This is a genomic window from Mycolicibacterium sp. XJ1819, from assembly GCF_053483675.1.
Genome location: NZ_JBEFST010000014.1, coordinates 48,217 through 69,917 on the forward strand (window position 1 = coordinate 48,217; position 21,701 = coordinate 69,917).

General features: G+C 67.7%; 17 protein-coding genes. 7 read left to right on the plus strand and 10 right to left on the minus strand.

The genetic code is table 11. From position 1 onward, the window contains the following. Positions 1-81: 81 nt before the first annotated feature. On the plus strand, positions 82-567 hold the full coding sequence (locus ABQE89_RS16620) for an NUDIX domain-containing protein (RefSeq protein ID WP_448418766.1): 486 nt from the start codon (positions 82-84) through the stop codon (positions 565-567). A 108-nt stretch (positions 568-675) separates the two neighbouring features. Then, positions 676-1,176: an Rv2253 family sensor-like surface protein gene (locus tag ABQE89_RS16625; RefSeq protein WP_448418491.1), complete on the plus strand. Its 501-nt coding sequence runs from the start codon at positions 676-678 to the stop codon at positions 1,174-1,176. Here ABQE89_RS16625 and ABQE89_RS16630 read toward each other — a convergent pair. Beyond that, entirely contained in the window at positions 1,173-2,135 is a 963-nt protein-coding gene (locus tag ABQE89_RS16630) for a proline dehydrogenase family protein (RefSeq protein ID WP_448418493.1), read from the minus strand. The genes ABQE89_RS16625 and ABQE89_RS16630 overlap by 4 nt on opposite strands. Position 2,136: 1 nt before the next feature. After that, positions 2,137-3,765, minus strand: a complete 1,629-nt coding sequence (pruA, locus tag ABQE89_RS16635) for an L-glutamate gamma-semialdehyde dehydrogenase (protein WP_448418495.1) — start codon at positions 3,763-3,765, stop codon at positions 2,137-2,139. A gap of 92 nt (positions 3,766-3,857) precedes the next feature. Here pruA and ABQE89_RS16640 point away from each other — a divergent pair, with 92 nt between their 5' ends. Beyond that, positions 3,858-5,447, plus strand: coding sequence for a PucR family transcriptional regulator (locus tag ABQE89_RS16640; protein ID WP_448418497.1), 1,590 nt, complete (start codon positions 3,858-3,860; stop codon positions 5,445-5,447). On the opposite strand, the gene dapC is transcribed toward ABQE89_RS16640, so the two are convergent. Together dapC and fdxA are read right to left on the minus strand one after the other, a co-directional pair. Beyond that, entirely contained in the window at positions 5,448-6,536 is a 1,089-nt protein-coding gene (gene dapC / locus ABQE89_RS16645) for a succinyldiaminopimelate transaminase (protein ID WP_448418499.1), read from the minus strand. Positions 6,537-6,563: 27 nt separating this feature from the next. Further along, positions 6,564-6,890, minus strand: a complete 327-nt coding sequence (gene fdxA / locus ABQE89_RS16650; RefSeq protein ID WP_448418501.1) for a ferredoxin — start codon at positions 6,888-6,890, stop codon at positions 6,564-6,566. A 254-nt stretch (positions 6,891-7,144) separates the two neighbouring features. Between fdxA and ABQE89_RS16655 the strand changes: the two genes are divergently transcribed. Beyond that, positions 7,145-7,714, plus strand: coding sequence for a PadR family transcriptional regulator (locus ABQE89_RS16655; RefSeq protein ID WP_448418503.1), 570 nt, complete (start codon positions 7,145-7,147; stop codon positions 7,712-7,714). Then, complete coding sequence (locus ABQE89_RS16660; RefSeq protein ID WP_448418505.1) at positions 7,660-9,720, plus strand: FAD-dependent oxidoreductase; 2,061 nt, start codon at positions 7,660-7,662, stop codon at positions 9,718-9,720. Before ABQE89_RS16655 ends, ABQE89_RS16660 begins: the two co-directional genes overlap by 55 nt. 91 nt (positions 9,721-9,811) lie before the next feature. Here ABQE89_RS16660 and ABQE89_RS16665 read toward each other — a convergent pair whose 3' ends face one another. Both ABQE89_RS16665 and ABQE89_RS16670 read right to left on the minus strand, forming a co-directional pair. Then, entirely contained in the window at positions 9,812-10,360 is a 549-nt protein-coding gene (locus ABQE89_RS16665) for a YceI family protein (protein ID WP_448418507.1), read from the minus strand. Positions 10,361-10,554: 194 nt separating this feature from the next. Continuing rightward, positions 10,555-13,134, minus strand: coding sequence for a bifunctional FO biosynthesis protein CofGH (locus ABQE89_RS16670; RefSeq protein ID WP_448418509.1), 2,580 nt, complete (start codon positions 13,132-13,134; stop codon positions 10,555-10,557). A gap of 215 nt (positions 13,135-13,349) precedes the next feature. Here ABQE89_RS16670 and ABQE89_RS16675 point away from each other — a divergent pair, with 215 nt between their 5' ends. After that, the gene (locus tag ABQE89_RS16675; protein WP_448418511.1) at positions 13,350-14,315 is read left to right on the plus strand and encodes a hypothetical protein; all 966 of its coding nucleotides are present in this window, start codon (positions 13,350-13,352) and stop codon (positions 14,313-14,315) included. Positions 14,316-14,327: 12 nt separating this feature from the next. Here ABQE89_RS16675 and ABQE89_RS16680 read toward each other — a convergent pair whose 3' ends face one another. After that, positions 14,328-14,756, minus strand: a complete 429-nt coding sequence (locus ABQE89_RS16680) for a hypothetical protein (RefSeq protein ID WP_448418513.1) — start codon at positions 14,754-14,756, stop codon at positions 14,328-14,330. A 114-nt stretch (positions 14,757-14,870) separates the two neighbouring features. Beyond that, positions 14,871-15,755 (minus strand): N-acetyl-1-D-myo-inositol-2-amino-2-deoxy-alpha-D-glucopyranoside deacetylase, encoded by an 885-nt coding sequence (mshB, locus tag ABQE89_RS16685; RefSeq protein ID WP_448418515.1) that lies wholly within the window; start codon positions 15,753-15,755, stop codon positions 14,871-14,873. A gap of 560 nt (positions 15,756-16,315) precedes the next feature. On the opposite strand from mshB, the gene ABQE89_RS16690 reads away from it, so the two are divergent. After that, positions 16,316-17,800, plus strand: a complete 1,485-nt coding sequence (locus ABQE89_RS16690) for a hypothetical protein (protein WP_448418517.1) — start codon at positions 16,316-16,318, stop codon at positions 17,798-17,800. A 59-nt stretch (positions 17,801-17,859) separates the two neighbouring features. Here the strand turns inward: ABQE89_RS16690 and ABQE89_RS16695 are convergent, their stop codons facing one another. Then, positions 17,860-19,698: an ABC transporter family substrate-binding protein gene (locus tag ABQE89_RS16695; protein ID WP_448418768.1), complete on the minus strand. Its 1,839-nt coding sequence runs from the start codon at positions 19,696-19,698 to the stop codon at positions 17,860-17,862. A 63-nt stretch (positions 19,699-19,761) separates the two neighbouring features. Further along, complete coding sequence (gene typA / locus ABQE89_RS16700) at positions 19,762-21,663, minus strand: translational GTPase TypA (protein WP_448418519.1); 1,902 nt, start codon at positions 21,661-21,663, stop codon at positions 19,762-19,764. Positions 21,664-21,701: the final 38 nt, after the last annotated feature.

The following is a 21,701-nucleotide window of genomic DNA, read 5'->3' on the forward strand; positions in this document are numbered from 1 at the left end:
ACCCATCGTCGCCTCGGCGATACTGGGCGCGTGCCCCACATCGAACGCCTGGCGTCTCGCGAGATCTACCGCAACAGCTGGATGACCCTGCGCGAGGACCAGATCCGCAGGCCGGACGGCAGCGACGGCATCTACTCCGTCGTGGACAAGCCGCCCTATGCCCTGGTCATCGCGCAGGACGGCGAGCGCTACCGGCTGGTCGAACAGTACCGCTATCCAATTGGTCTACGCCGCTGGGAGTTCCCTCAGGGGACCGCGCCGGACCAGGCCCACCTCGAACCTGCCGAGCTGGCCGAGCGCGAACTTCGGGAGGAGACCGGGCTGCGGGCGGCGCAGCTGACCCGGCTGGGGCAACTCGACGTCGCACCGGGCATGAGCAGCCAGCGCGGCTGGGTGTTTCTGGCGACCGGCATCACCGAAGGCGAACACGAGCGCGAACACGAGGAACAGGACATGCACAGCGCCTGGTTCGACCGCGCCGACGTGGAGAAGATGATCCGCGACGGCGAGATCACCGACGCGCAGACAGTGGCGGCGTGGACACTGCTGATGCTGTCCGCGAGGTAGCAGCCGAGTCGGCTGAAATAGCGTCGATACGAAGATGTGACGGTTTCGTAGCTGTCGCACCCAGTGTCGAGAAACCCTATTGACGGGACGGGCAAATACGCTGGTGGCATGTCTGCCCACCGAAAGTCGTGCGTGATGCTCGCGGTTTATGCTGCGGTGTCCGCGATTTCGGTGCTGCCGTCGGTGTCTGCGGCGCCGCCGTCATGGGAAGGCCGCTACCAGGTCATCACCTATGCGTCCGAGAAGATGGGCAGCAGCGTGGCCGCCGCTCAGTCCGAACCGAATTTCAGCGCGGTGTATGTGCTGGCCACCGACTGCTCCAGTGGTCTGTGCGTGGCCACCGTCGTCGCGGGCCCCGCGCCGACCAATCCGACCATCCCTCAACCGATCCGATACACCTGGGACGGATCGCGGTGGCAGTACGCCTACAACTGGCAGTGGGAGTGCTTCCGCGGTGACGGTGTGCCCAGCGAGTACGCCCCCGCGCGATCGCGGGTCTTCTACGCACCCGACATCGACGGGTCGCTCTACGGCACCTGGCACACCGACATCCTGGCCGGAACCTGTCGCGGCAACGTGGTGATGCCGGTGGCGGCCGTACCGGCCTAGGCTCGCCGCTCGGCGAGCGCGCGCAGGAAGAACGTCATGTTCGCCGGCCGCTCCGCCAGGCGCCGCACGAAGTAGCCGTACCACTGTGTCCCGAACGGCACATAGACCCGCACGTGGTTTCCCGCGGCGGCGAGGCGGTGCTGCTCGGATTCGCGGATCCCGTAGAGCATCTGGTACTCGAAGTCCTCGACACCCCTGCCGGACTCCCAGGCCATCGCGGGCACCGCCTCGATGATGTCGGGGTCGTGAGACGCCACCATTGGATAGCCGTTACCCATCATCAAGATTCGCAGACAACGCAGATAGGAGGCACTGACCTCGGCCTGATCGCGGTACGCCACCGCCGCCGGTTCGTCGTAGGCGCCCTTGCACAGTCGCACGCGCGCTGCCGAACGCGCCAACTCCTCGCAGTCGTCGACAGTGCGTCGCAGATAGGCCTGCAGAACCACACCCAGCCAGGTGAATTCGGTTCGCAGATCACGCGCGATCGACAACGTCGAGTCGGTGACGGTGTGGTCCTCGGCGTCCACGGTCACCCACGCGCCGACGCGCCGAGCCCGCTCACAGATGGTGTGTGCGTTCTCCAGCGCGATCTTGTCGCCGTCGCGAGGTAGCGCCTGCCCGAGCGCTGACAGTTTCAGCGACAGCTCGAGCGGTCGCACCGTTGCCGCCGGCTCACCGAGCGCATCGAACGCGTCGAGCACCTTGAGGTAGGCCTCGACGGTTGCGTCGGCGGTATCGCGATCGGTCACGCGTTCACCCAGGTAGTCGACCGACACCAACCGCCCCGAGGCCCGCAATGCGACAACCGATCTCAGCGCGTCATCGATCCCCTCTCCCGGCACGAACCGACGCACGACCTTTCGCGTGGCCGGTACCCGTTCGGCGGCCCGGCGCAGCCGGTCAGACCCGCTTGCGGCCAGGATCGCGGGGCGTGCGACGCGTTCGAAGACGCCCATCTCAGGTCGCCATGTGCGGATAGTTGTGGTCGGTGGGCGCGACGAATGTCTCCTTGACCGATCGGGCCGATGTCCAGCGCAACAGGTTCAGCGCCGAACCGGCCTTGTCGTTGGTGCCCGATGCGCGCGACCCACCGAACGGTTGCTGCCCCACCACCGCACCGGTCGGCTTATCGTTGACGTAGAAGTTGCCCGCCGCGTGCCGCAAGCGCTGCTGGGCCCGCAGGATCGCGGCACGGTCATCGGCGATCACCGCCCCGGTCAGCGCGTAGCGCGCGCCGGTGTCGATGACGTCGAGTATGCGGTCGTAGACCTCGTCCGGATAAACATGCACCGCCAAGATCGGGCCGAAGTACTCGGTGCCGAATGCCTCGTCGGTGGGGTCGTCGGACAGCAACACGGTCGGACGAACGAAATATCCTTCGCTGTCGTCGTATTCGCCGCCGACCGCGATCGTGACGTGCGGAGCGCATTTCGCCCGTTCGATGGCGTTGACATTCTTGGCGAATGCCCGCTCGTCGATGAGTGCGCCACCGAAATTGCTCAGGTCGGTGACGTCACCGTAGCGGAGCTCATCGGCGGCGGACAGCAGGTCGTCACCCATCGTCTGCCACACCGAACGCGCGACGAATGCCCGCGACGCGGCTGAGCACTTCTGCCCCTGATAGTCGAACGCACCGCGGATCAGCGCCGTGCGCAACACATCCGGTTGGGCCGATCTGTGCGCCAGCACGAAGTCCTTGCCGCCGGTCTCCCCGACCAGTCGCGGATAGGTGTGGTAGCGGTCGATGTGCGAGCCGACCTCGCGCCACAGGTGCTGAAAAGTCGAAGTCGACCCCGTGAAGTGGATACCTGCCAGGCGCGGATCCGCCAGCGCCACATCGGAAACCGCGATCCCGTCGCCGGCCAGCAGATTGATCACCCCCGGCGGTAGGCCCGCCGCCTCCAAGATCTGCATGGTCAGTTGGGCCGCGAACGTCTGAGTGGGCGAGGGCTTCCACACCACGGTGTTACCCATCAGTGCCGGCGCGGTCGGCAGGTTCGCCGCGATCGCGGTGAAGTTGAACGGTGTGATGGCGTAGACGAAGCCCTCCAGCGGCCGGTAGTCGGTGCGGTTCCACACGCCGCGCACGCTGATGGGCTGTTGCGCCAGGATGCGGCGGGCGAAGGCGACGTTGAAGCGCCAGAAGTCGACGAGCTCACAGGCGGCGTCGATCTCGGCCTGATATGCCGACTTCGACTGGCCCAGCATGGTGGCCGCGCACAACTTCTCCCGCCATGGGCCGGCCAGCAGGTCCGCGGCGCGCAGGAAGACCGCGACGCGTTCGTCGAACGGCGTGGCCTCCCATTGCGGCTTGGCGGCGAGCGCGGCGTCTACCGCGGCTGCCGCGTCGGCGTGGTCGGCGTTGGTGAAGGTGCCCAGTCGGGCGCGGTGACGGTGTGGTTGAACCACGTCGACGACCGCTCCGGCGCCCATCCGCCGGGTGCCGCCGATGACATGGGGCAAATCGACATGATCGGCGCTCAGGTCGCGGAGTGCGTCGGTGAGCCGGGTGCGCTCGGCCGAACCGGGCGCGTAGTCGAGGACGGGCTCGTTGTCGGGCAGGGGCACGTCGGTGATGGCATCCATACCGCCAGCGTGCGCTCGCCTCCGCCGCGATCTGTTGGCGGATCTGACAAGACCACCGCGGACTTATAGTGGTCTTGGACAAAGGAGGCGCGATGGCCGTCCCGTCTACGGGTCTGGGTCTGGGCCAACTGCTGCTGGCTCTGGACCGGACCATGGTCACGCTGGTCGACGCGCCCCGCGGGCTGGACCTGACGGTGGGTTCCGTCGCGCTCGTCGACGCCGACGATGTGCGACTCGGCCTGGCCGTCGGTCCGGGGTCCGTTGACGTCTTCTTCCTGCTCGGGGTTCCCGACATCGAGGCGGTGCGCCTACTCGAGCAGCAGTTCACGGGCGGCCGAGCACCCGTCGCCATCTTCGTCAAGGAACCGTCGGACGAGGCCGTGGGACGGGCCGTCGCGCTGGGCACCGCGGTGGTGGCCGTCGACCCGCGGGCGCGGTGGGAACTGCTTTACAAGCTGGTCAACCACGCCTTCGAACACCACCGTGACCGCGGCGATCCACACCACGACCCCGGCACCGATCTTTTCGGGCTGGCCCAGTCGATCGCCGACCGCACCGGCGGCATGGTCAGCATCGAGGACGACCAGTCGCATGTGCTGGCGTACTCGGCGTCCAGCGACGAGGCCGACGAGCTGCGCCGACTGACGATCCTGGGCCGCGCGGGCCCTCCCGAGCACCTGGAGTGGATCGGACAGTGGGGCATCTTCGATGCGCTGCGCGCGGGCGGGGACGTGGTGCGGGTGGCCGAACGCCCGGAGCTCGGGTTGCAGCCGCGACTGGCGGTGGGCATCCATCTGCCGTCGGGCACGGCCAGGCGGCCCTCGTTCGCGGGAACGATCTGGCTCCAGCAGGGCTCGACGCCGTTGGCCGAGGACGCCGAGGACATCCTTCGCGGCGGCGCGGTGCTGGCCGCGCGCATCATGTCGCGGCTGGCGGCCGTCCCGTCGAGGCACACCGTCCTGGTCCGGGAACTGCTGGGCCTGACCGGCGACGACGTGGATGTGGCCGCGGTGGCCCGAGAATTGGCCATCACCGCGGACGCCAAGGCCGCGCTCATCGGGTTGGGAGGTGACACGACGCTGCCCGCCGGGGTGATCGCCCTGAGCGCCACGGCATTTCGCGCCGACGCGCAGGTGGCCTCGAGTGACGATCGCAGCTACGTGCTGTTGCCCAAGGTGGGTTCACCGTCATCGGTGATGTCGTGGGTGCGCGGCCTGGTCGCGGGCATCCGGCGAGAACTCGGCTTGACGCTGCATGCGGTGGTGGCCGCTCCGGTGGCGGGGCCGGCCGCTGTCGCGCCCGCGAGGGTTGAGGTGGACAGGGTGTTCGACAGCGCCTCGCGCCATCCCGGTGCGATCGGTCAGGTCACCTCGATCGAGGAGGCTCGCACCACGGTGTTGCTGGACGAGATCGTGGCGCACGTGGCCGGACAGCCGCGGCTCGTCGATCCGCGGGTGGCTCGGCTGCGCGAGCAGGAGCCGGTGCTGGCCACCACGCTGGGCGCCTATCTCGACGAATTCGGCGATGTGGCGGCGGTGGCGCAACGCCTGCATGTCCACCCGAACACGGTGCGGTACCGCGTGCGCCGCATCGAGAAGCTGCTGTCGACATCGCTGGACAATCCCGACGACCGCCTGGTGCTGGCGCTGGGGTTGCGTGCCACGGCAACCCCGAGGACGTGATCAGGCGGCGAGTCGTTGCGCCGCGGCGGCTATCCGCTCGTCGGTTGCGGTCAGGGCGACCCGGACGTGTCGCGATCCGCGCGGGCCGTAGAACTCGCCCGGCGCCACCAGGATGCCGCGTTCAGCCAGCCATGCCACGGTGTCGCGGCACGGCTCGTCGCGGCTGGCCCACAGGTACAGGCCGGCCTCGGAGTCGTCGATGGTCAGGCCCGCGGCCTGCAGTGCGGGCATCAGCACGGCCCGTCGTCGCGCATACCGGTCCCGCTGCGCGCGCTCGTGGTCGTCGTCGTCGAGCGCGGCCACCATCGCCGCCTGCACCGGGGTGGGCACCATCATGCCCGCTTGCTTGCGCACGGCCAGCAATTCGGCGACGACAGCGGGGTCACCGGCGACGAACCCGGCGCGGTAGCCGGCCAGCGACGACGTCTTCGACAGCGAGTGCACGGCCAGCAGCCCGGTGTGGTCGCCGTCGCTGACCGATGGATGCAGGATCGACACCGGTTCGGTGTCCCAGCCCAGCCCGAGATAGCACTCGTCGGAGGCGACCAGCACCCCGCGATCCCGGGCCCAGCCGACGACCTTGCGCAGGTGCTCGAGGCCGAGCACCTTGCCGGTCGGATTGGACGGGGAGTTCAGGTACACCATCGACGGCGACTGCGGCCCCAGCTGGGTCAGCGAATCGGCGCGCAGCACCTGCGCGGCGGCCAGCCGCGCGCCGACTTCGTATGTCGGATACGCCAGTTCGGGCACGACGACGGTGTCCTCGGAGCCCAGGCCCAGCAGCGTCGGCAGCCAAGCGATCAGTTCCTTGGTGCCGATGACCGGCAGCACCGCATCGTCGGGCAGCGCGGTGACCCCGTAACGCCGGGTCAGCGCCGTGGCTGCGGCGGCGCGCAACTGTGGGGTGCCCGCCGTCGTCGGATACCCGGGTGCGGAACTGGCGGCCGCCAACGCCTCGCGGATCACCGGTGCCACCGGATCGACCGGTGTGCCCACCGACAGGTCGACGATGCCGTCCGGATGGGAACGGGCCAGGGCGGTCGCGTCGGCCAGGGTGTCCCAGGGGAACACCGGCAGCGACGCGCTCACCCGCCTACGACGCTCGGTGTGAACCGTTCAGTCGCCCTCGCCTTGGGGTGGCAAATCCTTGACCACCTGGGGATCGTTTTCGGTCATGCCCACCTTCGACGCGCCGCCCGGCGAACCGAGCTCGACGAAGAAGTCGGCGTTGATCTGTGTGTACTCGCTCCACTGGTCGGGCACATCATCTTCGTAATAGATGGCCTCGACGGGGCAGACCGGTTCACAGGCGCCGCAGTCCACGCACTCGTCCGGGTGGATGTAGAGCATGCGAGCACCCTCGTAGATGCAGTCGACCGGGCACTCTTCGATACATGCCTTGTCTTTGATGTCGACGCAGGGTTCGGCAATCGTGTACGTCACGAAGGTCTCCTCGATCTCCTGTCCAGTGGGGCTGCCGGTCTGGGTTCGGGCGCCCTGTGACTTCGCCGCAAGTATGCGTGGTCGATACCTGAGCGGTCGTCTTAGTGTGCCCTAACTTCAGCGCCACCCGGTTAAGGGTTGCGCGTAGTTACTGATACTAGACGTTGCACATACAGGTCGCTATCGGCCCACCTATGCAAGCAAATGCAGTGCAACCAATTGCATATACGCCTCATGGAACCTAAGCTGCGGGAGTGGCCCTTCAGCACGCGATTCTGGTGGCGCTGTGCGAACAGTCCGGGTCGGGATACGAGCTGGCCCGTCGATTCGATCGGTCCATCGGTTACTTCTGGGCCGCAACCCATCAGCAGATCTACCGCACACTGCGGACGATGGAGAACGACAACTGGGTGCACGCCAGGACGGTCGTCCAGCAGGGCAGACCGGACAAGAAGGTGTACACCGTTTCCCCCAGCGGGCGTGCCGAATTGGCGCGTTGGATCGCCGAACCGCTGTCCGGTCGCGGCAGCACCGTCGCGGACAATCGCACCCGCGACTTGGCGGTCAAGGTGCGCGGCGCAGTGCACGGTGACATCGACGCAGTGCGCAGTCAGGTCTGCGCACTGCGCGCCGAACGCGCCGAATTGCTCGACGTGTACCGGAGATATCAGAAGCGGCAGTTCCCCGATCCGAGCGCGCTCACCGGTAGCGCCCTGCACCAGTACCTCGTGCTGCGCGGCGGTATTCGGGCGGAGGAGAGCGCGATCGATTGGCTCGACGAAGTGACAACCGCCCTTGGCCCACCCCCGCGGGGGAAACCGTGACATATCCGAACCTGTTGTCGCCGCTGGATCTTGGCTTCACCACGCTGCGCAATCGGGTGGTGATGGGCTCGATGCACACCGGCCTGGAGGACCGGGCGCACCACATCGACCGGCTCGCAGCATATTTCGAGGAACGCGCCCGCGGCGGCGTCGGACTGATCATCACCGGCGGGTACGCACCCAATCGCACCGGCTGGCTGCTGCCGTTCGCCGCACAGATGCTGACGTCTTCGGATGCGCGCAGGCACCGTCGCGTCACCGCACGCGTACACGACGCGGGCGCCAAGATCTTGCTCCAGATCCTGCATGCGGGACGCTATGCGTATCACCCGTTTTCCGTGAGCGCCTCGGCCATCAAGGCGTCGATCAATCCGTTCAAGCCCCGCGCGCTGCGAGATGTCAGCGGCACCATCGACGACTTCGTCCGATGTGCCGTCCTGGCCCGCGAGGCCGGCTACGACGGCGTCGAGATCATGGGCAGCGAAGGGTATCTGATCAACCAGTTCCTCGCCCCACGCACGAACAAGCGCACCGACGCGTGGGGCGGCGCGGCCGAGAAGCGCAGGCGCTTTCCCGTCGAGATCGTCCGGCGCACGCGCGCCGCCGTCGGCGACGACTTCATCATCTGCTACCGGATGTCGATGGCCGACTATGTCGAGGACGGCCAGAGCTGGGACGAAACCGTCGCGCTGGCAACCGACATCGAGGCGGCCGGCGCGACGATCGTCAACACCGGCATCGGCTGGCACGAAGCGCGGGTGCCGACGATCGTGACGTCAGTGCCCAACAGTGCCTTCGTCGACATCAGCAATGCACTCGCCGAACACGTGGACATCCCGGTGGTCGCGTCGAACCGGATCAACATGCCGCAGGTCGCCGAGCAGATCCTGGCCGAGGGCCAAGTCCAACTTGTCTCGCTGGCACGCCCGCTGCTGGCCGACCCCGACTGGGTGCGCAAGGCCGCCGACGGTGCGGCCGACGAGATCAACACGTGCATCGCCTGCAACCAGGCCTGCCTGGATCACGCCTTCGGCCGAAAAACCGTGTCGTGCCTGTTGAATCCGCGCGCCGGTCACGAAACCACACTGGTGCTCGGACCCACGCGCACCGCCAGACGCGTCGCGGTGGTCGGGGCGGGCCCAGCCGGGCTGGCCGCCGCCGTCACCGCCGCCCAACGCGGCCACCAGGTGACATTGTTCGAGGCGGCAAAGATGATCGGAGGCCAATTCGACTTGGCCCGAAGGATTCCCGGCAAAGAGGAGTTCGACGAGACCATCCGCTACTACCGCCAGATGCTCGACAAGCACGGCGTCGACGTGCGACTGGCGACGCGGGCCTGCGCCGACGACCTGACCGGTTTCGACGAGGTGGTGCTGGCCACCGGCGTGTCACCGCGCATCCCCGACATCCCCGGCATCGACCACCCGATGGTGCTGTCCTACGCCGAGGCCATCTCGGGTAAGCCGGTCGGCGCATCGGTGGCGGTGGTGGGCGCCGGCGGCATCGGATTCGACGTCGCCGAGTTTCTGGTGACCGACGAGTCGCCGACGCTCAACCTCAAGGAGTGGAAGGCGGAGTGGGGCGTCGCCGACCCCGCCGAGGCGCGCGGAGCGTTGACGACGCCCATCCCCTCCCCGCCTGCGCGCCAGGTGTATCTGCTGCAACGCACGAAGGGACCGCAGGGCAAGCGGTTGGGCAAGACGACCGGCTGGGTACACCGCGCCTCGCTGAAAGCCAAGCGGGTCGAACAGCTCTCGAACGTCAACTACGAGCTGATCGACGACGCCGGGCTGCACATCAGCTTCGGGTCGAAGCGGGCCCATCCGCGTGTTCTCGACGTCGACAATGTCGTGATCTGCGCGGGCCAGGACTCAGTGCGTGACCTCGAAGACGAGCTGCGCGCCCGCGGCATCGAACCACACATCATCGGTGGCGCGGCGCTGGCGGCAGAACTCGACGCGAAGCGAGCCATCAAGCAGGGCACCGAGCTGGCCGCCCGCCTGTAACCCCCCGTCCCCTTTTCGCCGCGAGCGTGCGCGTCTGCGGCCGACACGCCGTAGAAAAATCCGAGATGGCGCACGCTCGCGGCCGGCCACCCTACTTCTGCTTGGTCGCCTCGATCTCGAGCGTGACGGTCACCTTGTCACCGACCACGGCGCCACCGGTCTCCAGCGGCATGTCGATGTCGATGCCGAAGTCGCGGCGGTTCAACACCACCGAAGCTTCGAAGCCCGCCACCTCACCGGCACCCATGCCCGGGTTGACGCCGTTGAACTGCAGCGCGAGGCTGACCGGCTTGGTGATGCCCTTGATCGTGAGGTCGCCGTCGAGGATGTAGTCGTCGCCGTCGGGTCGCACGGCCGTGGAGGTGAACGTCGCCGTCGGGTGCTTCTCGACGTCGAAGAACTCGGCGGACCGCAAGTGGGCGTCGCGCTGCTCGTTGCGGGTGTTCACCGAGTCGACGGCAACCTCCGCGGTGACAGACGGCGTGCCGTCCTCGGCGACGGTGATGGTGCCGTTGAACTTGTCGAACGTGCCGCGCACCTTGCTCACCATCAGGTGGCGTACGGAGAATCCCACGGTCGAGTGAGCGGGGTCGACGGTCCAGGTTCCGGTGCTCAGGCCAGTGGCCACTGCGGTAGTCATGCTTGCTCTCCTTCGGTCTTGGTCAGTCATGGGGGTGCCGACGATCGGCACTTCTCCATGCAACCGGACTAGGGTCCGGTTAATTCCGGCTTCGGGTCAGGAATTGACTGATTTCCGACGCGAGCGTGCGCGAACTCGGATTTTCCGACGGCGTGTCGCCCGCAGACGCGCACGCTCGCCGTAAAAAAGGTAGGTCAGGCCGCGAGTGGCGTATAGGTCGTCGAGCGTTGGCGGGCGGGCCGGCCGATGCCCTCAGCGATCGCGACGAGTTCCTCGACGCTCTTGGCCGACCCGAACTCCGAACCCGCCATCCGCGAGATGGTCTCCTCCATCAGCGTGCCGCCGAGATCGTTGGCGCCGCCGTTGAGCATCACCTGCGTGCGCTCGGTACCGAGCTTGACCCAACTGGTCTGGATGTTGGAGATGCTGCCGTGCAGCATGATCCGGGCCAGCGCGTGTACAGCGCGATTGTCGCGGTGTGTCGGGCCCGGCCGTGCGCCGCCGGCCAGATACAGCGGCGAGCTCTGGTGTACGAACGGCAGCGGCACGAACTCGGTGAACCCGCCGGTGCGGTCCTGGATCTCACGCAGCACGCGAAGATGGCCCACCCAGTGCCGCGGCGTGTCGACGTGGCCGTACATCATCGTCGAACTGGACGGCAGGCCAACCTCATGCGCGGTGGTGACCACTTCGATCCACGCCGAGGTCGGCAACTTGCCCTTGGTCAACACCCAGCGCACCTCGTCGTCGAGGATCTCCGCGGCAGTACCGGGAATCGATCCCAGGCCGGCCTCGCGCAGCGAGATCAGCCAGTCCCGGATCGACAGACCACTCTTGGCGGCGCCGTTGACGACTTCCATCGGCGAGAAGGCGTGCACATGTATCGAGGGCACCCGGGCCTTGACCGCCCGCACCAGGTCGGCGTACCCGGTGACGGGCAGTTCCGGGTCGATGCCGCCCTGCATGCACACCTCGGTCGCGCCGGCGACGTGGGCCTGCCACGCCCGGTCGGCGACTTCGTCGGTCGACAGCGAGTAGGCGTCGGCGTCGCCCTTGCGTTGCGCGAACGCGCAGAACCGACACCCGGTGTAGCAGATGTTGGTGAAGTTGATGTTGCGGTTGACGACGAACGTCACGTCCTCGCCGACCGCGTCACGGCGCAGCGAATCAGCCAGCGCAGCAACGGCATCCAATGCGGACCCGTCGGCGGTCGCCAACGCGAGGTACGCCGCGTCAGAAAGGCCCGCGGGATCACGCTCGGCCGAGCGCAGCGCCGAGAGCACGTCGGTGTCGATGCGCTCGGGCGCCCGTGCCGCCAATTCGGAGACCTTCTCCCGGATCGACTCCCAGTCGCCGAATGCGCTACCCAGGTCGCTGCGGGTCTCGCTGCGTCGGCCTTCGGTGTCGATCGCGGTGTGCAGATCCACCCGGCCCAGCGACTGGGTCGCCTCGTCGGGCTCCTGCCACGGCCGGCCGACGGGGTTGACGTCGCGGGCCAGACCGGTGTCCGGGTCGGCCAGCGCGTCGACGTGGCCACGCACCCGCGGGTCGATCCACGCCGCACCGGCCCGCACGTACTGCGGTTGGGCGGTGAGCCGCTGGACCAGGTCGTAGCCGCCGTCGGAGGTGACCGCGGACAGTTCGTCCAACGCCGGCCACGGCCGTTCCGGATTGACGTGGTCGGGCGTCAGCGGCGACACCCCGCCCCAGTCGTCGACACCCGCACCGATCAGCGCCATGCACTCCTCGCGCGACACCAGGTTCGGCGGCGACTGCACGCGCACCTTGGGGCCCATCACCAACCGGGTGACGGCCACCGTGGCCACGAAATCCTCGAAGTCCGCGTCCGGCACCGACGCCATCGCCGTATGGTCCTTGGCCCGGAAGTTCTGCACGATCACTTCCTGAACATGCCCGAATTCCTTGTGCGAGCGGCGAATCGCATGGATAGTCTCGGCGCGTTCGGTCAGCGTCTCCCCGATACCGACCAGCAGACCCGTGGTGAACGGGATCGACAACCGCCCCGCGTCATCGAGCGTGCGCAGTCGCACCGCCGGATCCTTGTCCGGGCTGCCATAGTGGGCCAGGCCCTTGGTCTCGAACAGCCGCCGCGAGGTGGTTTCCAGCATCATCCCCATCGACGGCGCCACCGGCTTGAGCCTCGAGAGCTCCGACCAACTCATCACGCCGGGGTTCAGGTGCGGCAGCAGGCCGGTCTCCTCCAGCACGCGGATGGCCATCGCGCGCACATAGTCCAGCGTCGAGTCATAGCCGCGTTCGTCGAGCCACTGCTTGGCCTCGTCCCACCGTGCCTCCGGCCGATCCCCGAGGGTGAACAGTGCTTCCTTGCAGCCCATTTCGGCCCCGCGCCGCGCCACGTCGAGAATCTCGTCGGGCTCCATGTACATCCCCATCCCGGCCGCGCGCAGCTTCGGGGGAACGGTGACGAACGTGCAGTAATGGCAGGTGTCGCGGCACAGGTGGGTGACCGGGATGAACACCTTGGGCGAGTAGGTCATCGGTAGCCGACCGGTGTCGCCACGACGACCGGCCGATTCCAGACCGGCGTCGCGGACCCTGGCGGCGCTCGCGCACAAATCGGCCAGGTCGTCGCCGCGGGCGGTCATGGCCAGAGCGGCTTCTTCGACGTTCAGCGCCACCCCGTCACGAGCACGCCGCAATACCCGGCGCATGGCGGCAGGGGGCACCGCGTCGGGTTTCGGTGAGGCCACCGGGTTAGGCAGGTCGACGCCGCGCTGGGGGTTCAGGGCCACTCCCGTGTAACCCCGTCGTCGACGAATATCATCCGCGCATCCAACCGTCGCCACACCACTGCGCCTGACATATCGGCCACAGTAGTCCCTGCTGGTTGGCGTCGACCGCGGCACGTCCACGCACCGCGAAATCCGCCGACAACGATTGACTCCGGCGTAAGTTTGAGCACAATCGCGTCATCCCCGACCGCTATCCCCGACGAGGAGGGGCGATCGTGAAGATCTCCGCCTGCGCAGCATTGATGACCGGCATCGCCGTGGTCGGTTCCGGTGTCATCGTGACGGCCCCGGCAGCCACGCCGGCAGCGCCGCCACCCTCCGCCGGCCCGCCGGCCACCGTTGTGCTGATGGCCCACGCCCGCCCCGGCGTGGTGCAGGGACAAGACGGCCCGTCTGTACTACTCGACGCGGTGGCAGCCGAGCCCCCGCAGACGCAGAGCCTGCTCGCGTTCCCCGGCCTGGCCAACGCGATCATCGCGACCTACAACACCGTCGAACCGTGGGTGGCCTACGGCGTGTCGCTTGCGCAGTACGCGGTCGGCTGGATCCCCGGGATCGGCCTGTTGGCTCCGCAGATCGGCATCTTCTACAACCTCGGCGAATCCGTCGTGCAGAGCGCGGTGTTCAACATCGCCGACGTCATCGGCGGCCAGTCGATCGGTTCAGCGTTCGCGGACTTCGTCAACGAGTCCATTGCCGCGGGCGTGGCCTTCGTCAACGCCGAGATCGCGTGGGCGCTCAGTTTCCTGCCGCCGCTGCCGCCGTTGCCTCCACTGCCGCCGCTGCCGGCGGCCGAGCAGACCTTCGCGGACGTCGAGATGACGAGGGCCGCGTCGAGCGAATTGGTCGAGGAACCGTCGGCGGGCTTCGTGGACGACACCGACGTCGACACCAGACTCAAGAAGACCCTCGAGAAAACCGTCACGGAGAGCGCCATCGTGACGTCGCAAATCGACGCGCACGACGAGATTCCCGAACTCGACATCGAACCGACGCTCGCCGACGACGTCGACGACGTCGACGGCCCATTCGCAGACGATTCCGACGCCCCCGAGGCGACCACGATCGTCGACACCACCGACAACGTCGCCACGGGAGTGCCGACCGCGCTCGGCGATACGACGACCACCACCGCGACCACCGACGAGCCTGGCCCGAACGCGACCGACGCCGGGACCTGACTCAGCGACCCGTCATGCGCGCACGTGCCGCCACAACACCGCGGCCGGCAGCAGCGTGCCAAGTGCGATGAGCAGAAGCGGCGCGAATCCCATGATTCCCACACCTCCGAACGCGATGTCGTCACCGGGTCCGCCGAGTGCCAGCACCGCCAGCGTCAGAAGCCAGGACCACAGCGGTAGCCCTGCCAGCGGCAACTCCGAGGTCCACTGCAATGCGGCCCACACCAGCGCCGCGTTGACCACGCCACAGATCAGCGCGCTGATGGGAAACGGCACCGAGCCGATATAAAGCTGGAGGAAGAACGTTCCCGCTATCGCGCTGAGCACGCCGTCGACCGCAAGCAGCGCCAGGACCACCGCGCGCAAACGGCTGGTTTTCGGTATGGGGGCGCTCAGGTCGGGATGCTGTCGAGCAGCGCCACCATCGATCCGATCACCCACTGCAGGTTGTCGAATCTGTCCTGCCAATGCTGCAGGTTGGGATCGAGGTCCTGGTCCATTGCGATCCTTCCGTGCGCCGTTGGATGTCCGGCAGCTTACTCCGTCGGATTGTGCCTATCGGAGGTTCAACCCCGCCAGTAGGTCGGTCTCCCATCCGCGCGCGTCGCGGTCGCCGGGGTGACCGGAGACCAGGATGTAGTGCTCGACGGCGCCGATCGGCATGGCGATGTTGTTCGACAGCGCCAGCGACCTGCCGTCTGGCGAGACGGTCACCTGCGTCGCGTGCGCCCGTAATGCGGCCACCTTCGCCGGCAGCTGGTCGGGCGCATCGATCACCGCGGTGATCGCGTCGTCGGGGTGTCCGAACGGCACGTCCTCGATCGACACCCGCAGCCACTGCAAGGGGATGTCGTCGAGCGCGTCCAGACCGGCGGCCATCGCCGACTTCGACATCACCGTCCAGTACGTCTTGGGCACCGTCCACGGGTCGCCGGGAAAATCGGGCCCGCTCGCGGCGGCGACGGCGGCGGTGGTCACCTCATGGGCGTGGATGTGGTCCGGGTGGCCGTATCCGCCGTTCGGGTCATAGGTGACGACGACGTGCGGGCGCAGTTCCCGAATGATGGCCACCAGCGCCCCGATCGCCTCGTCAGGATCTGCGTCGACAAACCGCTGACGACGGCGGGGCGGCGTGCCCGCCATTCCCGAGTCGCGCCACCGTCCGGCCCCGCCGAGGAACGTCGGTTCACCGGCGCCCAGCGCCTCGAGCGCCGCGGTCAGCTCCCCGATCCGGAAGCCGCCGAGTTGGTCGGCCTCGTCGACGGCGAGTCGGGCCCAGCGGTCCCCGATCACCTCACCTTCCTCACCGAGCGTGCAGGTGACGACCTGTACGCGAGCGCCACGCGCGGCGTAATGGGCGATCGTCGCGCCGGTGGTCAGCGTCTCGTCGTCGGGATGGGCGTGCACAAACAACAGGCGCGGGGTCTCTGGCGTGGACACCTTCGTGACGCTACGCGCCGGTTCGAGACACGCGCGTCGTGGTTACCGGCGAGAAACTTAGCCGGTGGACACTGAATTAACGTATGCGTTAGTTAACTACGGAAGCCGTCGCCCGCCTGAGCCCGCGCATTGCCATAAGTCGACCTACCGGCGAGCGTCGGCCGACGGCCCCGCTACCAATGGGGAGGCTGGTGCCGATGTGACGACCGGGTTGCACTCCGCGGCAAACCCGCACCGGCCAGCAACCGTCGCAATCCATGACCTGACGACAGACTCCTGTGATAAACGCCAATCACAGCAAAATCTGTGCCGCTTTCCCCGGCTCCTAGACATCGACGTCGGCACGGCCGCTTGGTGTTGGCTGCAACAAATTTGCCGGATCCGTAGATAATTTTGATCAAGGGATTGACCAGCAATTTCACGTCATTAACGCAGCTATTTGATACCGCAATCGGTTTGCTGTCGGATGAGGGTTTTCGCGCCCAATCGGGACCTCCGAGCTAACACGCGGCATAGGTTCGGGGTGCGCTGACCATCAACATCGAGCTACGGAGGCACTCATGCATCGCGAGCATCGCGCACTACGTCTACGTCCGTACCTGACCACCGGGGTGGCCATTGTGGGCGCCAGCGCCATCGCTGTCGCACCGATTCAGTTCACGCCGCAGGACGTACAGGTTCCGAATCCCACCGTGCAACTCGCGCCGCCGGTCGAGCTTGCCGCCAGCGAGATCGAAGACGCGATCAACCAGCTGACATTCGTCGGCGCCGAGGTGTTGGTCTCGCTCGCCAAACTGCCCGCGCCCCTCGTGGCACAACTCCTGGACATGGAGCCGGAGGAGGCGGAGACATTCCTCGCGATCGGCTCCCTGGGATTGTTCGGGCCGTTGATCAGCGGACCGGGCGGCGTCGGCGCCGCCGTCCAGGACATCGTCGACGGACTGGGCACCGGCGACCCGGTGGGCATTCTCAATGCGCTCATCGGGGCTCCGGCGACGATCATCGACGGCATCGTGAACGGGAATTTCGGGCCCAATGTGGCGAGCCTGATCAGCGAGATGTTCCCGACCACACTGACCGGTGGGCTGATCAATCCGGGCAACATTCTCATGGCGCTTCCGCCCTGGACCGTGCCGGGCGTCATCCCCACCCTGCAGGGCTTGGTCACGCAGCTGTTGGATCAGCTGGGGGGCGGAGAAATGATGGCCACCGCCCTGGTCGAGGAACCTCGGCAGATCGAAGACGCGTTCAACTCGCTGGCATTCCTCGGCACGCAGATCCTGGTCACGCTGGCCCAGATCCCCGCGCCGATCGTCGCGCCGATCCTGGGGGTGCCCGAAGAAGAGGCCGCCGCTCTCCTGGCCGTCGGCTCCGTCGGCCTGCTGGGATCACTGATCAGCGGGACGGGAGCAACCGGCGCCGCGATCCAGAATGTCGTCAACGCGCTGGGCTCCGGTGACATCGGCGGCGTTCTCAACGCGCTGATCGGCGCACCGGCAACCCTGATCGACGGGGTGGTGAACGGCGGCTACGGCCCGAATCTGTCGCCCCTGCTGGAGGATCAGCTGATCGGGCTCGACCCCCAACTCGCGCTGGCGGCGGCGACCCTGGCGGCGATCGGCGAGCCGTTCCCGACCGTCCTGGCCGGCGGGCTCATCAACAACCAGGGCGTGGCACTCGAGGAGTTTACGGTGCCCACCCCAGGCGGCCCCGTCGAAGTCGAGCTGCCCGTCGAGATCACCCTTCCCGGGTTCGTCCCGACGGTGCAGGATCTGGTCACTCAGGTCGTGGACCCGCCACCCGAGGCTGAACTCGTCGAGACGACCGATATCGACGACGCCGAGTTCGCGACATTCACCGGCCTTGGTGACGACGACCTCGGCGACGACATCATCGACGAGAACGGCATCGATGACGAAGACGGTGAAGGCGACGGCGAGGGTGGCGGCGGCAACGTCGTCAACGACAACAACGACGACGGCCGCGGCAACGTCGTCAACGACAACAATCCCGGCCCCACCGATGAGGGCAATAACACCGAGTGATCCGGTAGGCACGCCGCACACGGTCGGCCCCCTTCCCGGGAAGGGGGCCGATTGCTCGTCTATTGGCGCGTCTTGACCCAATTGCCGGCATCGCCGACGATGCCGACCGGCACGGCGCCGGACAGGCTGACGTTCTGCACGCTCGGCCCCGCCGCGACGATCGTGGTGTCCTGCAGGATCGGCAGCACCGTCGCCATGTTCCACAACCGCGGTTCGACGGCGGTGATGACGTCGTCGATGGGCTCGGTGCCGTCGAGTCCGGCCTCGATCTTGGGCTGGATGCTGCGGTCGCAGATGCCGGTGATATTGCTGGGCGCCTGCACCAGCTCACCCGGTGGCGGTCCGGGCAGCTGTGTCGGCGATGGGGCCGTCGTCGCCTGCGGCGGCACCGGCTCAGCGGCGGTCGTGGTGGTTTCGGCGGTGGTCGTGGTCGGCTCTGTCGGGGTGGCCGGTGCGGCCGTCGACACCGGCGTCGCCTCCAACGCCGCACACCCGAAGCGCGAGGCCAGTGCGGTCGCCAGATCACCGCCGGCCTGACGCCACCCCACCACCGCGTCCACCCGGTTGTTGGGCAGCGCGTCACCGTAGAGCACCACCGGATCCAGGGCCGAAACCGACGCCGTGATGCCGACGTTGCGCAGCTGATCGGCGGCGGTGTTGGCGACCGCGACCGATGTCGGGTCGTTGGCCGCCACCCCGATGACCAACGTCAGCGGTGCACCGTCTCTGGTGATGCGGCCGCGGTTGGGGTCGGGCCCCGGCGTGCCCGGCGTCGTCGTCGGCGACGGCGTCTGCACGGGTTCGACCTCGAAGCCGGTGTCCGCCAGCAGTTCCAGCGCGTCCTCCCTGGACATCGCCGGCGGCGCCGTCGGCACGTAACCGGGATCCGACGGCGACCGGACCTGCGCCTGCGCCAACGTCACCGTGTTGTCGTCACCGGCGCCCACCGCGGCGAGCAGATCGACGTCGAGCAGCCCGAACAGCGCCTTGCGCACAGCCGAGTCGGCCAGCGCCGGCTGTTGGGCCCGCAGCGTCAACTGCATCACGCGAGGGGTGACGATGCGCGCGGTGCGCACGTCGGGAATGGCGGACAGCTGCGCGAAAGCGGCCGCACCGCCGTGCACCTGGGCCACCTGCGTGTCCCCGTTGCGGATCGAATCGGCCAGCGCCGCCGAATCCCCGCCCCGGCGCAACAGCATCAGGTCGGGTTTGGCCGGCGGTCCCCAGTAGCGGTCGTTGCGGGCGAGCAGGATCTCGTCGCGCTGCGGGTCGATGTTCTCCACCCGGAACTGGCCGCCGGTGACCGGCAGCGCGCGCGCCAACCCGGCGGCGAACCCGCCCGGGATGTCCTTGACGATGTGGGCAGGCAGGATGTCGTTGAACAGTTCGCGCCACGCCGGATACGGCTGTGAGAACGTGACCACCGCGGTTTTACCGCCCTCCACCGACTGCACCCCGGTGATCAGGTCGTAGCCCGCGGGATCGACCACCCCGGGCTGGCTGACCATCTGCTGCCAGAGGAACCAGAAGTCGTCGGCGCCGATCGGCGCGTTGTCGGTCCAGGACGCCTCGGGCCGGATCTTGTAGGTGACGGTGAACGGGTCCTCACTGGTCACCTCCGCCGATTCCAGCAGCGTGGGGTCGAGCTCCCACCGGGATCCCGTCGGGGTGTTCGGGTCGGGGATCGGCCGAAACGAGCTGGGCAAGACCAGTGAGCTGATGGCCGCGTTGACCGGCGACTGATCGGACACCAGATGCGGGTTGAAGCCCGGGCCGATCCAATCGATGGCCATGATGATCTGGGTCAGGCGGGGCGGCGGAGGCGCGGCCGTCTGGGTGGTGTCGGTGCTCTGCGGAGCGGGGGGCGGGCTGACCGTGCAGCCCGACACCAACGTCATCAACGCGGTTATCGCGGCGATCACGCGTAGGGGGCCCGGCACGCTGTTCAGGGTATCGGCAGGCTAACTGCGCGCCTTGGCGCGAGCCTTCGCGCGGGCCCGATGGGCGGCGTTGAGCTCGACCTTGCGCACCCGCACCACCTCCGGGGTGACCTCCACGCACTCGTCGGGTGCGCAGAACTCCATCGCGCGCTCCAGGTCGAGTTCGAGTGATTTGGCCAGCGTCTCCATCACGTCGGCCGTCGAGCTGCGCATGTTCGTCAGCTTCTTCTCCCGGGTGACGTTGATGTCGAGGTCCTCGGCACGCGGGTTGAGGCCGACCACCTGGCCCTCGTAGGTGTCCTCCCCCGGTTCGACGAAGAACTGCCCGCGGTCGGCGAGCTGGAGCAGTGCATACGGCGTGACGGTGCCGGTCCTGTCTGAGACCAGCGAGCCGGTGTGGCGGGCCCGGATCTCCCCGGCCCACGGCCGGTAGCCGTCGAACACCGCGTTGGCGATGCCGGTGCCGCGCGTCTCGGTGAGGAAGTCGGTACGAAAGCCGATCAGCCCGCGGCTGGGCACGATGAAGTCCATCCGCACCCAGCCCGCGGCGTGATTGGCCATCTCCTCCATCCGTCCCTTGCGGGCGGCCATCAACTGGGTGACCGCGCCGACGTACTGCTCGGGGCAGTCGATGGTGAGTTCCTCGAACGGCTCGTGCAGCGTGCCGTCGACGGTCTTGGTGACCACCTGGGGCTTGCCGACGGTCAACTCGAAGCCCTCTCGGCGCATCTGCTCGACGAGCACGGCCAGCGCCAACTCCCCGCGGCCCTGCACCTCCCAGGCGTCGGGCCTGCCGATGTCGACGACACGGATCGACACGTTGCCGACGAGTTCCTGGTCCAGCCGCGACTTGACCATCCGGGCGGTCAGTTTGTGGCCGGACACCCGACCTGCCAGCGGCGAGGTGTTGGTGCCGATGGTGACCGAGATGGCCGGTTCGTCGACGGTGATGCGGGGCAGCGCATGGGCATGCTCGGGGTCGGCGAGCGTGTCGCCGATCATGATCTCGGGCAGCCCCGCGACCGCGACGATGTCGCCGGCGACCGCCTCGTCTGTCGGGGTGCGCTCGACGCCTTCGGTGGCCAGCAGTTCGGTGATCTTGGCGCCGGTGATCACCGGGGCGCCGTCGACCTGACGCATCCACGCGACCTGCTGACCCTTCTTGATGCGGCCGTTGTGAATGCGGATCAGCGCGAGACGGCCGAGAAATGCCGACGCGTCGAGGTTGGTGACCAGGGCCTGAAGCGGTCTGTCCGGGTCACCGCTCGGTGGCGGGATGTGTTCGAGCAGCACGTCGAACAGCGGGTCGAGGTTGTCACCATCGGGGATTTGACCGTCGTGGGGCGCGGTGGTGCTGACGACGCCCGCGCGGCCGGAGGCGTACAGCGTCGGCAGGCCCAGCGCGTGATCGGCGGCCTGCTGCGCCGCGTCGTCGAGGTCCGCGGCGACATCGAGCAGAAGGTCGTGGCTGGCGTCGACGACCTCCTTGATGCGGGCATCGGGTCGGTCGGTCTTGTTGACGACCAGGACGACGGGAAGGTGGGCGGCCAGGGCCTTGCGCAGCACGAAACGGGTCTGCGGCAGCGGACCTTCCGAGGCGTCCACGAGCAACAGCACACCGTCGACCATGGACAGGCCGCGCTCGACCTCACCGCCGAAGTCCGCGTGGCCCGGGGTGTCGATGACGTTGATGACCGTGACCGTCCCGTCGGGGTGATGCCGATGCACCGCGGTGTTCTTGGCCAGGATCGTGATGCCCTTTTCCTTCTCCAGGTCACCGGAGTCCATGATCCGTTCGGTGGTGTCGTCGCCCCGGTGGGTGAGCGCGCCCGATTGGCGCAGCATCGCGTCGACCAAGGTGGTCTTGCCATGGTCGACGTGTGCCACGATGGCGACGTTCCGAAATTTGGGGCCCGAATTCACCTGGTGATTGTCGCAGTGCGCTGGGCTGATCACGAAAA